Raw genomic sequence first — 15,400 nt, forward strand, 5'->3', positions numbered from 1 at the left:
ACTGAGCTAATGACCCGCTCTAATATCCAGGTTTAAGCTAATGGTGGGTCATGATGGACTCGAACCATCGACCAATGGATTAAAAGTCCACTGCTCTACCAACTGAGCTAATGACCCGCTCTGGATATTGAAATGCTTAAATGGTGGGTCATGATGGACTCGAACCATCGACCAATGGATTAAAAGTCCACTGCTCTACCAACTGAGCTAATGACCCGCTCGAGGATATGAAACAACTTAAAATGGTGGGTCATGATGGACTCGAACCATCGACCAATGGATTAAAAGTCCACTGCTCTACCAACTGAGCTAATGACCCGCTCGGGAATTTTACGCTTAATGGTGGGTCATGATGGACTCGAACCATCGACCAATGGATTAAAAGTCCACTGCTCTACCAACTGAGCTAATGACCCGCTCATATCAAAATTAAGCAAAAGTGGTGGGTCATGATGGACTCGAACCATCGACCAATGGATTAAAAGTCCACTGCTCTACCAACTGAGCTAATGACCCACTCAATGCAGCAATAAGTCGATACCGTATCGCCTGCTGCGGGCGCTTATAATACTTATTTAAAATTCTAGTGCAACTGAATTACGCTGTTTTTTTTAAATTTTATGTCTAAGCGCCTATTTTTAGACCACAGTGTACACAAAGCAGCTTACTAAAGCTTAGATAAGCGCTCTGTTGCTAATTTTGCAGCAGTCGTACTAGGATACTCTTTGATCAAGTCGTTAAACAGTTGCTTTGCTTTTTCTTTATCACCAGCATTTGCAGCCAAGGTACCCAACTTAAGCATAGCGTCTGGACGCTTGTTAGAATCAGGGAATTGATCAACAACTACTGTGAAGTGCTTTATTGCTTCTGCTGGCTGACTTTTAATAGATTGTAGCTGGCCTAACCAATAATGTGCATTTGGAATATACACAGACTCAGGGAATTGTTGCAAAAAGTTTTGAAACTCAGGGATCGCCGCATCATAGCGCTTATCTTTCATGATAAGAGCGACAGCTCGATCATAAGCCTCATTTTCAGACAAATTACTACTCACAGCTTGTTCTCCCACACTTGGGATAGTTGTTGCTGCAATGTCTGACTTAGTTTGCTCATAAACTTGTGTGACGCGGTTTTCAATTTCTTGATATAACTCGCGCTGGCGCTGTAAAACCTTTTCAAGCTTGTAGCTTTGCTCATCGGTAAAACCACGAACTTGGCTGACTTCGTCTTGCAATTGCTGCAATTGTAATTGTAAGTCTGCTTGAACACGATTTCGATTACTCATCATCTTTTCAAGTTCAGCAACACGCTCTTCAAGCGATTTCTGTGAGTTTGCAGCATCATAAACAGTAGCGGGAGCTGCCCAAATCTGGGAGCTCCCGCTAAGAAAGATGATGGCTGCCAAAATAGTTTTCGGCTTCATAACATCTCTTGTCTAAATTAGTATACCAATACCGCGCGACGGTTCTTAGCAAAAGCTTCTTCAGTGCGCGATTTAACCATTGGCTTTTCTTCACCGTAGCTCACTACAGAGATTTGGCTATCTGAAACACCTAGGCTCTCAAGGTACTTAGCAACTGATTTACCACGGCTCTCACCTAGTGCAATGTTGTACTCAGGTGTACCACGCTCATCTGCGTGACCTTCGATTAGTACTTTAACGCTTGGGTTTTTAACTAGGAAGTCAGCATGTGCTTGTAGTAACTCAACGTACTCGCTGCGAACAGTAGAGCGGTCAAAATCGAAGTATACGATTTGCTTTTGACGCAAATCAGCATATTTCTTCTGTAGCTTCTCTTCAGCAGTCATTTGAGGCTTCATTGTACCTACATCAACATTGTCGTTGTTGCTGTTAGAAGAAGCATTGGTTTGCTGACCTTCACCACCGTCAAAATCACCAGATGATGAGCTACATGCAGCTAAAGTCATTACAGGCAAAGCTACCAATAAAGCCTTTAAAGTTTTGTTAAGTTGCATCGAGTATATTCCTATATCTTTATAAGTCTAACCAGTAAATTTTACTGTAAAAACGGCGACCAGGCCGGTGCCTTCACTTGCCCGTCAAGTACTGGCAATCTCGCTTTAAAGCGACCGTCCATCGACACCAGGGCCAAAACCTGCTTATTATTATGCAGGGTACTGTAAATAATCATAGAGCCGTTCGGCGCAATACTCGGGGATTCGTCGAGTCTCGTACGAGTTAGCACCTGAAACAGCCCTGAATCAAATTCTTTCTTTGCAATATGGTACTGACCTAACGTGCGATTTACCATTACTAATTGTTTACCATCTGGCGTAATAGAACCAGCTAAGTTCATATCGCCATCAAAGGTTACACGTCTAGATCTACCAGTATCTAAATTTAACTTATATATCTGGGCATTACCACCCCTTTCAGACGTATAAACAATTTCTCTGCCATTTGGATGCCAACTTGGCTCAGTATCTATACTTCTGTGCTTAGTTAAGCGCTTTTCGCTGCGGGTTTCCAAGTCAATAACGTACACTTCTGTCGCTCCGCCTTTGTCTTTTGATAAGACCACTAACATTTGCGTGCCATCAGGCGAAAACTGCGGTGCACCATTAATGCCTTTGTAGCTGGTGATCTTTTCTCGCTTACCTGTATAAATATCTTGAACATAGATCTGTGACTGGCGGTTTTCAAAAGTAACATATGCCAGTTTATTACCATCAGGAGACCAAGCTGGTGACATTAAAGGCTCTTTGGAGCGAAGTAGCACCTGCTCATTAAAGCCGTCGTAATCTGCCACTACAAGCTGATATGGCTTATCCTGCTCTTCACGTACTATCACATAAGCGATCTTGGTTCTAAACGCACCTCGCTCACCGGTCAACGCTTCATATACAACATCACTGATTTGATGAGAATAATAACGGAATGAATCACTATCAATCACACTTTGGCGGCTTTCCATAACGTGATCTTGGCTCTTCATTAACTTGCCATTGCTCATCATACGCGTTTCACCACCTGTAATTTGTGCGCGTAACACGTCAATAAGCTCATACTTTACCAAATAGCGATTGGCAGGCTGCTGTGTCACAGTACCAATTACAATCGCCTCAACACCAAGGCTCACCCAAGCGTCGTAATCAACTTCTTCATCTGTCGTGGGTAACTGAGGCATTTGCTCTTCAGAAACAGGCTTAAATTTACCACTTCTCATTAAGTCGGCAGCAATCACCGAGCTAATTTCTGAAGGTGCTTCCCCATTACCTATGTATTTAAATGGCACAACCCCAATCGGTCTTGCACTGTCGACCCCTTCGGTAATGACAATTTCGAGTGCCGCATTGGCAAGGGTCGTCATACCGAAAGCAAAAACCAACAATATGTTCTTAAAATGCTTTAACATGGTTTTCCTTTAAAGGTTTGGTTTAATCGTTAAATTAATATTTTTAAGCTGCTCAAAGACATCTTTGTCTTTAGAAACTGGTAAAGTATCCGCCATACGCACAGCTCTTAGAGCAGCTTCACAGACCAATTTATCACCACCTAGAGATTTAGCTTGTGTTACTAGCCCATTGAATCCCAGACGAATATTCAAACGGCATTGCTTACCTTTCATCTTTTCATCGATCAATAGATTAGACTGAATACGCTGCATAATAAGCGCTTTGTATTTGTCTACTTCACCTAAAACTTGTTGTTGACGAACTTTGGCGCGTGCAGCTTGTTCTTGAGCTAACTGCTCTTGTAATAGCTGTTCTTGCAAGGCCTTTTGACGTGCCTGCTCGGCAGCTTCGGCTTTGCGCTTGGCTTCTTCTTCTTGGCGCTTACGTTTAGCTTCAGCTTCTTTCAAGCGCTCTTCTTCAGACTTGCGTTTTTCTGCTGCCGCTTTTGCAGCACGCTCAGCTTGTAGCTTTTCTTTGCGTGCTTTTTCAGCATCCGCTCGTTGCTTTTTCTCGACCTCACGGGCTTTTTTAGCCTGTGCTTCTGCTTTACGCTTTTCTGCCAGCTTTGCTTGTCGCTGCTGTTCTAACTTTTTAATCCGTCTTGCTTCCGCTTCTCGGTCTTTACGGGCTTGAAGCGCTCTGCGTTCCAAATCGCGGATACGCTTTTCTTCAGCACGCTTTTTCGCATCTTCTTGTCTTTTTAATTCAGCCACTTTACGTTCAACCGCTTGTTGATCAACGGAAATAGCAGAGACTACTTTTTCTTCTTCAACGGATTCACTGACTGGATTGAGCTGCACTTGCATCACGGTAGGCTTTGACATTTGCAAATTAGCTGAAGCAAACAACATCCCCGCTAGCGCAAAATGAAGCAGAAACGACTTGATAATTCCGCTTGTTAACGCATCCATTAGTTGTCCTCAAACGATTTAGTCATTAATCCTACCGAAGGTACGCCTGCGTTTTTTAAAAAGTCCATCAACAACAATACTTCTTGGTAAGACACTCGACCAGACCCCTTGATCAACACCGGAGTATCTGGATTCTGCTGCAATTTAAGTTTGATAATTGCAGCAACTTCCACTGCGTCCATTGGTGCTTCAGGATCAGTGCCTACTGACACAAAGTAACGTCCCTCTGCATCAATACTTGCGATAATAGGCGGCGCATCTTTCGTCTCTACCAAATCAGATTCTTGCATCTGAGGTAGATCAACTTTTACACCATGCGTAATCAGGGGAGCTGTTGCCATAAAGATAATCAGCAATACCAACATCACGTCGATGTATGGCACCACATTTATCTCTGCAACAGGGCGTCTCTTTTTAGGCTGATACATTGCTTTTCGCCTCTACTAACGTGGCAGCTTGACGATGTAAAATATTGGCAAACTCTTCCATAAAATTGGCGTAGTTCACTTCTAGTTTTTCAACATGCTTAGCAAAGCGGTTGTAAGCCATTACAGCAGGAATGGCGGCAAATAGGCCCATTGCAGTTGCAATCAATGCTTCGGCAATACCCGGTGCCACCATTTGCAATGTAGCTTGCTTTACATTGCCAAGCGCAATAAACGCGGTCATGATCCCCCACACCGTACCAAATAGCCCTATGTAAGGACTTATTGAACCAACCGTTGCCAAAAATGAAAGGCTTGATTCTAATTTTTCTACTTCACGAGATAATGCAACACGCATTGAACGGTGTGTGCCATCTAAAATCATATTTGCCGAACCAGTATTGTTCTTTTTATGTCTGGCAAATTCTTTAAAGCCAGCCACAAATAAAGCTTCCAAACCTTTTGAGCTTCCCGAACGAGCTGTGATTTCGTTATATAACTTTCCTAAATCCATTCCTGACCAAAATTGCTGCTCAAACTTTCTCGCGTCGCTTTGGGCTTCAGCAATCACTGCGCGGCGTTGGAATATGATCGCCCAAGACGCAATCGACATACCCACTAAAGTCAACATTACAAGTTGAACAAGCACACTGGCTTCTAAGATTAGATCAATGAAATTTAGACCCGATTCCACGTTTTAACACTCCTAATAATATTGTGTACCCGGCATGGCGCCTTTCAACTGATAGACTTCAAGCACGACAAAAGGTTCAGCTAGTTTAACCACACAAATAGTGCCTTACAATGTCAAAGCTATAAAATTAGCGTAAATGTCGATAAATGACACAATCTGCCCCTTGGTCCCTATTTATTGAGCTGTAAGGATATATCAATAATTAAGTCCTTTTATTTCTAGTGACTCCAATGCAATTAACATTTTTATTCCAGCGAGCTGAACGCAGCCTAAATATTTACTCAACATGCATAAAAGCCCTAATTTATTCACTTTGAACGAATAAATGCTCAAAAACCGATTGGTAATACCAATTAACAACAATTTATCTAATATTCACAATCTGCGCATAATTAATACAAAGCCAATAAAAACAACAAGATAAAAATACAAATAGAGTCGTTAATTAACCATAAGAAAATAGCCACCGAATTTTCACATTAGTTTTTTTTATCTGAAAGATATAATTTTTCTAGTTTGATAAACACCACTGAAGTCTTTAATATACACCCTGTACTGAGCGCACTGCTTAACGCAATGCAAAGCCAGTTACCTAAGTAATAGATGTCTGATTGTTCTATTACTTTGATGAGAAACTTTTGGATAAAACCTTAACAGACTCATCAGTTCCCTGGATTACTTCCTTCAACTTGTTGTTTTCGCCCGCACACATGTGCGGGCTTTTTTTTGCCTGCGATTTAGTAAACTACGATTGGGAAGCCAATAAGAAAAGTCGAAGTAATTGAAGTTATAAAGGAAGGAACATAAGCCACAGTAAATGCATACGGTGGCTTTGAAGCAGGCTTATTCTTTGCTTAAGTCAAAATGCATATATGCTCGATCAGAGACTATGCGTCCCCTTGGAGTACGCTGAATAAACCCTTGTTGAATCAAGAAAGGTTCGATGACATCTTCGATGGTTTCTTTTTCTTCACCGATCGCTGCTGCTAAGTTATCTAGACCAACAGGGCCACCAGTAAATTTTTCTATAATGGCAAGCAAATACTTTCTGTCCATATAATCGAAGCCGCATTTATCTACGTCCACCATGTCCAACGCTTGGCTCGCTATCTGTGCGTCTACACTGCCGTCACCTTTTACATCTGCAAAGTCACGTACTCGTCGTAGCAAACGATTTGCAATACGAGGAGTCCCTCTTGCTCGTTTTGCGACTTCCCTTGCCCCTTCTTCAGATGTCTCAAGATTCAAAAAGTGTGCTGAGCGGCTGACTATCGTTGCCAGATCTTCCACAGAGTAAAATTCAAGACGTTGAACAATACCAAACCTATCGCGAAGCGGTGATGTCAAAGAACCAGCCCTTGTGGTGGCACCCACTAGTGTAAATGGTGGTAAGTCTAATTTTATAGAGCGAGCAGCTGGCCCCTCTCCTATCATAATGTCTAATTGATAGTCCTCCATGGCTGGATACAAAATTTCTTCAACTTGCGGGCTGAGGCGGTGTATCTCATCGATAAACAATACATCACCTTCCTCTAAATTGGTGAGCATTGCAGCCAGATCTCCAGCTTTTTCAAGTACAGGCCCTGAAGTGGTTTTAATGTTAACACCAAGTTCATTGGCCACGATATTTGCTAGAGTCGTTTTGCCCAGCCCTGGTGGCCCAAATATTAGCAAGTGATCCAATGCCTCACCACGTGACCGCGCAGCCTCAATAAAAATTTCCATTTGCTGCTTAACATGGGGCTGTCCCGTGTAGTCATTTAAAAGCTTCGGGCGAATAGCACGGTCTATTTGCTCTTCATTGCCCTGCACCTCGGGCTCAATAAGTCTATCTGCTTCTATCATAATTACATCATGGATTTGAGAGCTTCTTTAATCAAGGTTTCAGCATCTAAGCCTTCACCCTTAACACCTTTCACTGCTTTTTGAGCTTGTGCCGCTTTATAGCCTAATGCCATTAAAGCTGCAATTGCGTCGTCAGCGGGTAATGCACCCACAGTAGGATCTTCTTGTGGCGGCAGCACAGCGTTATCACTGTATGGCGTAAACAAGTCATGACCAAAATCTTTAAGCTTGTCTTTCATTTCTAAGACTAGTCGCTCTGCTGTCTTTTTGCCCACTCCTGGGATTTTAACGAGCGTTGACGCATCTCCATTATTAACGCATTGAACAAATTGCTCTGCCGACATGCCAGACAAAATAGCTAAGGCCAATTTGGGACCTACACCATTTGCTTTAATTAACTCTCTAAACAATGCTCTTTCGGTCTTGTGATTAAAACCAAATAGTAATTGCGCATCTTCGCGCACTACGAAGTGTGTAAAAATCGCAGCAGCTTGCCCAACACTTGGCAGCTCATAAAAGCATGTCATCGGCATTTGCACTTCATAGCCGACTCCGTTGACATCAATTAAGATCTCTGGCGGCTGTTTCTCTAATAAAGTTCCACTTAATTTGCCTATCATAATTACCTTAACCTTCCACGAACTGTTTTTTTAGCATTGCCTGCCAATCGAATTAAATTTTGTTCAGAGTGTGCGTGACAAATTGCAATAGCCAGCGCATCAGCGGCATCGGCCTGCGGGGTACCTGGTAGCTTTAAAATTCGTTTTACCATTTCCTGTACTTGAGATTTGTTTGCGCCACCAGTTCCAACTACCGCCTGCTTTATTTGCCTAGCCGAGTATTCATGTACCGGCACTTCTTGCATTGTTGCGGCAACAATCGCTGCACCACGAGCTTGCCCGAGCTTTAACGCAGAGTCCGGGTTATGTGCCATAAAAACTTGCTCAATCGCAAAGCTATCTGGCGAAAACTGCTCTATTAGTTGACTAACCCCTTGATAAATCATTTTCAATCTCATGGGAAAGTCATGATCAGCAAGCTTGATACAGCCACTGCCAAGATACTGAAATTTTGCACCTTGATGTTGGATAACACCATAACCGGTAAATCTGGAACCTGGGTCTATCCCCAATAAAACTGCCAAGGCATTACTCTCTTAATTTTTTCCACATCATGCCAAAATACTGTATAGATTACCAGTATCAAAACAAAAAAGGCGGCCATTCGGGCCGCCTTTTCAAGCATGTTTCGTAATTACTGCTCTTCGCTTTGTGCCTGCTGTACAGCAATGGCGAGTTCAGTCAGTGCATCTGGGTTAGCAACACTTGGTGCATCCGTCATTAGACAAGAAGCCTGTGTTGTTTTCGGGAATGCAATAACATCACGAATATTGTCAGTACCACATAACAGCATTACCAGACGGTCAAGACCAAATGCCAAACCCGCATGTGGCGGAGTACCGTACTTCAGTGCATCTAACAAGAAGCCAAACTTATCTTGTTGCTCTTGTTCTTCAATACCCAAGATCCTGAAAGCAGCTTGTTGCATTTCATTGTTATGAATACGCACAGAACCACCGCCCACTTCGTATCCATTAAGTACCATGTCATATGCATCAGAGATTGCTTCACCAGGGTTTGCTTCAAGCTCTTGAGCATTGATATCTTTTGGTGCAGTGAATGGGTGGTGTACCGCATGAAGGTTACCTTCATCGTCTTCTTCAAACATTGGGAAATCAACAACCCAAAGCGGAGCCCATTTATTTAAATCAGTGATTTCTCTGTCTAAACCGACTTTAAGACGAAGTGCGCCCATTGCTTCATTTACAACGTTACGCTTGTCGGCACCAAATAGAATAATGTCACCCGTCTGCGCGTTAGTGCGCTCAAGTAGTGCTGAAATAACATCTTCATTTAAGAATTTAGCGATAGGTGATTGAACACCTTCCATACCAGCTTCACGGTCATTAACTTTCATCCAAGCAAGACCTTTTGCGCCATAAATCCCTACAAACTTAGTATACTCATCAATTTGTTTACGAGATAACTCAGCACCACCTGGGACGGTTAGTACCGCAACACGGCCTTTTTCGTCGTTAGCAGGACCTGCTAGCACTTTAAATTCAACATCTTTTACGATATCCGCAACGTCTACAAGTTCAAGAGGGTTACGTAAGTCTGGCTTGTCTGAGCCAAAACGACGCATCGCTTCCGAATATGGCATTGCTGGGAACTCACCTAAGTCGACGTTAAGAAGCTCCTGCCACATTTCGCGGATCAAACGCTCAGTCACTTGACGAACTTGGTCAGAAGTCATGAAAGACGTTTCAATATCGATCTGCGTAAATTCAGGCTGTCTATCAGCTCTTAAGTCTTCATCACGAAAACACTTAACGATTTGATAGTAACGGTCAAAGCCAGACATCATTAACAACTGTTTGAACAACTGTGGAGACTGAGGCAATGCATAAAAACTACCTTTATGTACACGGCTTGGAACTAAGTAATCACGTGCTCCTTCAGGTGTCGCTTTCGTTAATACTGGCGTTTCGATGTCTAAGAAGTCGTTAGTATCTAGGAAACGACGAACAAAACTAGAAGCTTTAGCACGCAGCTTAATGCGGTCGCTCATTTCTAAACGTCTTAGGTCTAAGTAACGATACTTAAGACGACGCTCTTCAGAGTTTTGTTGGTTAAAGTCCAGTGGTAAAGGCTCTGAACGGTTGATAATTTCAAGGCCAGTACCTAAGATTTCTACTTCACCTGTTGCCATGTCTTTGTTGACTTGGCTTTCTGGTCTTGCGCGCACGCTACCTGTTACCTTTACACAAAACTCTTGGCGTAATGTGTTTGCAACGTCCATTAACCCTTCAACTTCAGGATCAAATACAACTTGTACTAGGCCTTCGCGATCTCTTAAGTCGACGAAAATTAACCCACCTAAGTCACGGCGTTTGTTGATCCAACCACATAGTTCGACTTCCTGACCTACGTGGTCCTTATTTAATTTTCCGCAGTATATAGAGCGCATATCGTTCCTATTTGCCAAGGCTTTTACATTTCAAAGTGCAGTTTCGCCTACGGGCTATCGTAATTAACAAAATTAATCGCCAATTATATAAAAATAGACCGCTTTGTCATCCTCCAATCATGATGAATATGCGTAAAGTTGGTTTTTTTAGGTACTCACAGTTTGTTAGACTTAGAAAAAACATCAATGAAAGACATTATGCTGTATTTAGGTTGTCCACAATGGAGCTCAGCACACTGGAAAGGTCGATTTTTTAGTCAACACTGTCAAAGTAGTAACATGTTGAGGGAATACGCGAGTATCTTTAATAGTGTTGAAGGCAACACCAGCTTTTACGCAAACCCAAAGCCTGACACCATTTTGCAATGGAGAGACGCCGTTCCCAACGACTTTAGGTTTACTTTTAAGATTTCTAAACACATCACTCATGAATTGGCCTTACAAAATTGCCAGAAAGAGACGCTTGCTTGGTGTAATTTATTCTCACCTTTGTTTGAAAAAATGGCGATGATAATGGTTCAGTTACCAGCAAATTGCGGCCCTGAGCACTTACATCGGATCAAACAATTTATGACCTCTTTACCCAGTGACATGTGTATTGGTATTGAAGTAAGAAACCTTGGCTTTTTCAGCAAAGATGAAAACGAAAAACAGTTCAATCAATACTTGATTCAACACAACATCAATCGCATCATCATGGATACTCGCCCGCTATTTAGTGAGCCAGCAAGCACACCCGCCATTATAGATGCTCAGCGTAAAAAACCTCGTGTGCCAGTCAATGTGATTGCAACAGGGCATCGGCCTATGCTTAGGTTTGTTGGGTGCTCTAATCTCGACAATAATAGAAGTTTTTACGCCCCTTGGCTCAAAAAAATTCGCGCTTGGTTAGAGCAAGGTAAAGAGCCAATGGTGTTTTTCCACACTGCTGATAATTATGATTCTCCACTGCTTGCCCGGCAGTTTGTACAAGACCTTGGTATAGAGCACAAGGTTTTACTTCCATTCCCTGCTGAGCAACAACCAAAGCAGGGTAGCTTGCTGTAAGTAGTTGACACAGATATTGATGTGATGCAATGTACAAGTGAAATCAATAATAAATAAAGGATTAAAAAATGTTGCTAAAACTACAAAAAAAACAAGTTAAGACTCTTTCATTGGATAAAGCGCGTTTGCCAAAAACCCAGACAAATGACATCGTAGGTGCTGGCGGCAGTGGCGGTAATTCTCGCGCATCAGACTGTTGTAACCTGCCACACATAATGACTTTTGGTGGTAATTCTAGAGCATCTGATTGCTGCGCGTTGGAAGAAACTAAATAAGGCTCTAAAGTGTGAGTGGCTTCACTCACACTCCATGATTACTTCAAGCGACTTTTCAAGCGACTTTTCAATCGACTTGGCTCAAAAGTATCATACCTAGGTAAATCAGCATCCAAGTTTTCCCAATTCGCTTTCGAAGTTACGAAATTATGGGACATCGGCCGCTCTTCTATATCGGAATCTAATATTCCTAACCGCAACCTCAATTTATCCGGTAGATCTGCATTGGAACTAAATAATGGTGAGGCGCAAATACTGCAAAAATGACGCAGCCTGCCTGGTTTGAAGGCATATGACCTTATCAGTTTCTTTCCTTTAATGATTTTCATTGAGTCGGTGGAGATAAATCCATTTGTCGCATATGCTGTACCGCTGGACTTTCTGCATAAAGAACAGTGGCAGTGAATAATGCTTTCAATTGGGCCATGTATTTCTAGCTCGACCTCTTTGCACAAACAGCTCGCCTTGTACATTTACTTTTTTCCTTGCGTTATAATCTGGCTTAGAGAGTACGTGAGAAAACACACCAATTAAAGACCGTAATGCAAGAATTAAAATACTTTCAGCACTATCCTGAAAATTTACAGGCTCAAATTCGCCAATTAATCAGTACAAATCAACTACAGTCATATTTTAAACATAAATACCCTACGGGGCATCAGTTACAAAATCAACAGCTACTTTATCAATATAGCACTGAAATAAAACAACATTTTTTGAAGAATACTCCGCGACTCAATTCTGTCAGTTTTAACAAACACACAGATATGGTGAAAGGCACTTTAGGCACTCATACTCAGCAACAAAAGATACACGGTAAAAAGTTAAAAGCTCGCTACGATATCGCTCTTAATAATCAGTTAAAATATGCACCCGAAGCTATTTTACGAGCTTTGATTGTGCATGAACTCGCGCATTTTAAACACGCTGAACACAATAAAGCATTTTATAAACTCTGCTGTCATATAGAGCCGGATTACCATCAACTAGAACTAGATTTGCGACTATTTATTGTACTCGATGAGCAAGGGTTGAATTTCTATAAGTAAGCTTGGCTGATTGAATAGCGAACATTGAGGCAACACTTTACACGCCAATGAAGAGCGCTACCTCACTGCTACTTAGATATTACTTACAAGTTGGGTTTAAGCCTTTTTGCTGGGCGTTGCGATAAAGATTGTTTGCCGATGACATGTTGTCACTCAATCGTTGGATGCGATTGTCCGGTGATGGATGCGTAGACAAAAATTCCATTGGCCTTTCACCACCTTGTTTTTCCATATTTCGCCAAAGCTCTACTGCACCAATAGGTTTAAACCCTGCTTTAGCCATCAGTTCTAGTCCAATGATATCAGCCTCAGTTTCATGACCGCGGCTAAATGGTAGCGCAATGCCAACTTGAGCACCCACTCCAAGGCCCTGCATAATTGCATTACGATGTTCAATATTGTTCATTTCCATCACTGCATTGCTCACTTGCAGGCCCGCTTGTAGTAAGCTGCTTTGAGAAACCCGCTCATTGGCATGTTGTGCGATAACATGCCCAACTTCATGGCCCATTACAGCTGCTAATTGATGCTGGTTCTTAGCTACTTTTAATAGCCCTGTGTGCACACCAATTTTACCGCCAGGTAAAGCAAACGCGTTGGCACTATCATCTTTAAACACCACGACTTCCCACTTTTGAGAAGCGTATTTATTCGGTAATTGCGCGATTAGCGCGTCCGCGATGCATTTCACATAGGTGTTATTTGCTTGATTGGTATCAACAGCTTGCTTCGATTTTATTTGGTCAAAACTTGCTAGCCCCATCTCATTCATCTGATGTTCTGGGTAGAGCATTATTTGCGTCCTACCTGTTGGAGACGTTTTACACCCACTGAGAGTCAAAGCAACTAACATACACGCTAAAACTTTTTTCATAATACTTCCTACGTATCGTTTGTTTGCAAATTGATTGCAGATTATAGGTAAATAATAAACTACAAATACACAGCTTGAACAGCGTTCACAAAAAAGCCCGCTTTAAAGCGGGCTTTTTCACATAATGAGCAATTTACTCGGCGGCTTTAGAAACCATAACCATAGCAGGTCTTAGTAAATGACCATTGAGTGTATAACCTTTTTGCATAACAGCTAACACTGTATTTGGTGCTACGTCGTTACTTGGCTGAATAGACATTGCTTGATGGAATTCAGGAGAGAATGCTTCACCCTGTGGATTAACTGCTTCTACACCGTACTTACCTAGTACGTCAGAGAAGCTCTTCAGTGTCATTTCTACGCCTTCAAGGACTGACTTAGTCGCTTCGTTTTCTTTGTCTGCAAACTCAACAGCGCGCTCTAAGTTATCAATCACAGGTAATAAGTCGTTAGCAAACTTCTTAAGCGCTAGCTTATGTGCTTTTTCAACATCTTGCGCTGCACGGCGACGCATGTTCTCTACTTCAGCAGCAGCGCGAACAACACCGTCTTTTTGACCTTCAATTGTTTGCTTTGCAGCTTCAAGCTCAGCGTATAAACCAGCAATTTCCTCTTCAGGGCTTAACTCAGCCTGTTCAGCCTGTGGCGCTTCTTCTTGTGCTTGCGCTTCGGCAGCTTGTTCTACTACTTCTTCTTGTGCAGTTTCTAATTCCTGCTCTGGTGCTTTTGTCTGCTCAGACATGAAAGTATATCTCCGATTCTTTACAACTGCCGTAATTATGGGGATGGATTTTTTAGTTTCAAGGGCCTTTTTGCTCGATTCGAGTAAATTCCTCAATTATTGATTCAATTGGCGCCTCCGCCGGACATACGACACAAAAACGACTTTGGTACTCCTGATCCATAAAATAAGGCACGCTTAAAATGATATAGCGCGATAAATTAGCTTGGTCCACCTCCGTGCCAAGCAAAACAGACACCCCGTCGCGAAATGCTAGCTTATCTTCAACTTGATGTAAGAACGGCACTCCAAGGCTAAGGTCGTTTGACTGTTCTAATCTATTGTATATGTGCCGCTCGCCAACAACGATGCTGTTGTCAGTACCCAGCTGTAAACTCAATTCACGCGTCCATTGAGTCAACAAATCGCGGCAATTTGGCATCGCACTGTGGGCCATAGCCCGCATACGATGTAGTCCCTCTTTGAGAGTTTGTTGGCTAAATACAGTATTCATCCATAGCGCAAACTGGTAACGCAACTCATCCGAGTTATCTGCAGGTTTGTTAATGCAAATATTTTGCGACTGACCCGCTTTATCAATTAATAGTACGAGCCAGTGCTTGCGGTCAAAGTCTAATACTTCGACTCGAAATACCTTTTGGCTGCTCACCTGTGGTAGTCCAACCACGCAACACACTTGATAATGTTGACTCAAGGAGTGCGCTAGAGTGACAAGTTGTTCCTGATCTGGTTGCCAAAATTTCGCAATGGTTGCTAACTCAAAATATTCCTGTAGCCAGTATTTAATTCCAAGGTCTGAAGGAACACGACCAGCAGATGTATGTGGCGAAAACAATAACCCATGATTTTCTAAACGGGCCATCGCATTGCGCACGGTTGCCGAGCAAATAGCCATCCCTTTCATTTTTGCTATTTTACTAGACGCAACGGGCACCCCTTCACCATTACAGTAAAGGCTCATCACAGCTGAAAAAACTTGTTTATCGCGGGCACTTAATTTCATACTTATTTATGTTGGGGTTAATTTCAAAGTTTCAAGCGTCTCAAATTTAAGATAATCTTGGGAAAGTTTATATACCAAGGATATGCGT

At 42.3% G+C, this 15,400-nt stretch carries 17 protein-coding genes and 5 tRNA genes; 3 read left to right on the plus strand and 19 right to left on the minus strand.

The features are described from left to right. Positions 1-41: 41 nt before the first annotated feature. From N475_RS14670 to aspS, 15 genes are all read right to left on the minus strand, one after another. A tRNA-Lys gene (locus N475_RS14670) sits at positions 42-117 on the minus strand. Positions 118-141: 24 nt separating this feature from the next. Beyond that, positions 142-217: transfer RNA gene (locus N475_RS14675), tRNA-Lys, on the minus strand. A 26-nt stretch (positions 218-243) separates the two neighbouring features. Beyond that, positions 244-319: transfer RNA gene (locus N475_RS14680), tRNA-Lys, on the minus strand. Positions 320-340: 21 nt separating this feature from the next. Continuing rightward, positions 341-416, minus strand: a tRNA-Lys gene (locus N475_RS14685). 24 nt (positions 417-440) lie between these two features. Continuing rightward, positions 441-516, minus strand: a tRNA-Lys gene (locus tag N475_RS14690). Positions 517-667: 151 nt separating this feature from the next. Then, on the minus strand, positions 668-1,423 hold the full coding sequence (gene ybgF / locus N475_RS14695) for a tol-pal system protein YbgF (RefSeq protein ID WP_063359271.1): 756 nt from the start codon (positions 1,421-1,423) through the stop codon (positions 668-670). A 17-nt stretch (positions 1,424-1,440) separates the two neighbouring features. Continuing rightward, positions 1,441-1,977, minus strand: a complete 537-nt coding sequence (gene pal / locus N475_RS14700; RefSeq protein WP_063359270.1) for a peptidoglycan-associated lipoprotein Pal — start codon at positions 1,975-1,977, stop codon at positions 1,441-1,443. A 41-nt stretch (positions 1,978-2,018) separates the two neighbouring features. Further along, positions 2,019-3,377 (minus strand): Tol-Pal system beta propeller repeat protein TolB, encoded by a 1,359-nt coding sequence (tolB, locus tag N475_RS14705; protein ID WP_063359269.1) that lies wholly within the window; start codon positions 3,375-3,377, stop codon positions 2,019-2,021. A 9-nt stretch (positions 3,378-3,386) separates the two neighbouring features. Next, entirely contained in the window at positions 3,387-4,328 is a 942-nt protein-coding gene (gene tolA, locus N475_RS14710) for a cell envelope integrity protein TolA (RefSeq protein WP_063359268.1), read from the minus strand. Then, complete coding sequence (tolR, locus tag N475_RS14715) at positions 4,328-4,756, minus strand: protein TolR (protein ID WP_063359267.1); 429 nt, start codon at positions 4,754-4,756, stop codon at positions 4,328-4,330. Before tolR ends, tolA begins: the two co-directional genes overlap by 1 nt. Further along, a complete protein-coding gene (tolQ, locus tag N475_RS14720) occupies positions 4,743-5,447 on the minus strand; it encodes a protein TolQ (protein WP_063359266.1) in 705 nt (234 codons plus the stop codon). The genes tolR and tolQ overlap by 14 nt, the downstream gene beginning before the upstream one ends. Positions 5,448-6,290: 843 nt before the next feature. Then, positions 6,291-7,292 (minus strand): Holliday junction branch migration DNA helicase RuvB, encoded by a 1,002-nt coding sequence (gene ruvB, locus N475_RS14725; protein ID WP_063359265.1) that lies wholly within the window; start codon positions 7,290-7,292, stop codon positions 6,291-6,293. Positions 7,293-7,294: 2 nt separating this feature from the next. Beyond that, positions 7,295-7,912 (minus strand): Holliday junction branch migration protein RuvA, encoded by a 618-nt coding sequence (ruvA, locus tag N475_RS14730; protein WP_063359264.1) that lies wholly within the window; start codon positions 7,910-7,912, stop codon positions 7,295-7,297. Positions 7,913-7,914: 2 nt separating this feature from the next. Then, entirely contained in the window at positions 7,915-8,436 is a 522-nt protein-coding gene (gene ruvC, locus N475_RS14735) for a crossover junction endodeoxyribonuclease RuvC (RefSeq protein ID WP_063359263.1), read from the minus strand. Positions 8,437-8,546: 110 nt separating this feature from the next. Then, positions 8,547-10,322 (minus strand): aspartate--tRNA ligase, encoded by a 1,776-nt coding sequence (gene aspS, locus N475_RS14740; RefSeq protein WP_063359262.1) that lies wholly within the window; start codon positions 10,320-10,322, stop codon positions 8,547-8,549. Between the two features lie 198 nt (positions 10,323-10,520). On the opposite strand from aspS, the gene N475_RS14745 reads away from it, so the two are divergent. Further along, positions 10,521-11,369 carry a DUF72 domain-containing protein gene (locus N475_RS14745; RefSeq protein ID WP_063359273.1) on the plus strand — a complete coding sequence of 283 codons (849 nt, stop codon included), beginning with the start codon at positions 10,521-10,523 and terminating at the stop codon, positions 11,367-11,369. A 68-nt stretch (positions 11,370-11,437) separates the two neighbouring features. Next, positions 11,438-11,644 (plus strand): hypothetical protein, encoded by a 207-nt coding sequence (locus N475_RS14750; RefSeq protein ID WP_063359261.1) that lies wholly within the window; start codon positions 11,438-11,440, stop codon positions 11,642-11,644. Between the two features lie 38 nt (positions 11,645-11,682). Here N475_RS14750 and N475_RS14755 read toward each other — a convergent pair whose 3' ends face one another. Further along, positions 11,683-12,117: a GFA family protein gene (locus N475_RS14755; RefSeq protein WP_063359260.1), complete on the minus strand. Its 435-nt coding sequence runs from the start codon at positions 12,115-12,117 to the stop codon at positions 11,683-11,685. Between the two features lie 69 nt (positions 12,118-12,186). Between N475_RS14755 and N475_RS14760 the strand changes: the two genes are divergently transcribed. Continuing rightward, positions 12,187-12,693, plus strand: a complete 507-nt coding sequence (locus tag N475_RS14760; RefSeq protein ID WP_063359259.1) for a M48 metallopeptidase family protein — start codon at positions 12,187-12,189, stop codon at positions 12,691-12,693. A 79-nt stretch (positions 12,694-12,772) separates the two neighbouring features. Here the strand turns inward: N475_RS14760 and N475_RS14765 are convergent, their stop codons facing one another. The 3 genes from N475_RS14765 to N475_RS14775 all read right to left on the minus strand — a co-directional run bounded on the left by N475_RS14765 (position 12,773) and on the right by N475_RS14775 (position 15,312). Beyond that, a complete protein-coding gene (locus N475_RS14765) occupies positions 12,773-13,567 on the minus strand; it encodes a M48 family metallopeptidase (protein WP_063359258.1) in 795 nt (264 codons plus the stop codon). A 133-nt stretch (positions 13,568-13,700) separates the two neighbouring features. Next, positions 13,701-14,309: a nucleotide exchange factor GrpE gene (gene grpE, locus N475_RS14770; RefSeq protein WP_063359257.1), complete on the minus strand. Its 609-nt coding sequence runs from the start codon at positions 14,307-14,309 to the stop codon at positions 13,701-13,703. Positions 14,310-14,367: 58 nt separating this feature from the next. Then, entirely contained in the window at positions 14,368-15,312 is a 945-nt protein-coding gene (locus N475_RS14775) for an HrcA family transcriptional regulator (RefSeq protein ID WP_063359256.1), read from the minus strand. Positions 15,313-15,400 lie beyond the last annotated feature (88 nt).

Source organism: Pseudoalteromonas luteoviolacea DSM 6061 (assembly GCF_001625655.1).
Lineage (GTDB): Bacteria > Pseudomonadota > Gammaproteobacteria > Enterobacterales > Alteromonadaceae > Pseudoalteromonas > Pseudoalteromonas luteoviolacea.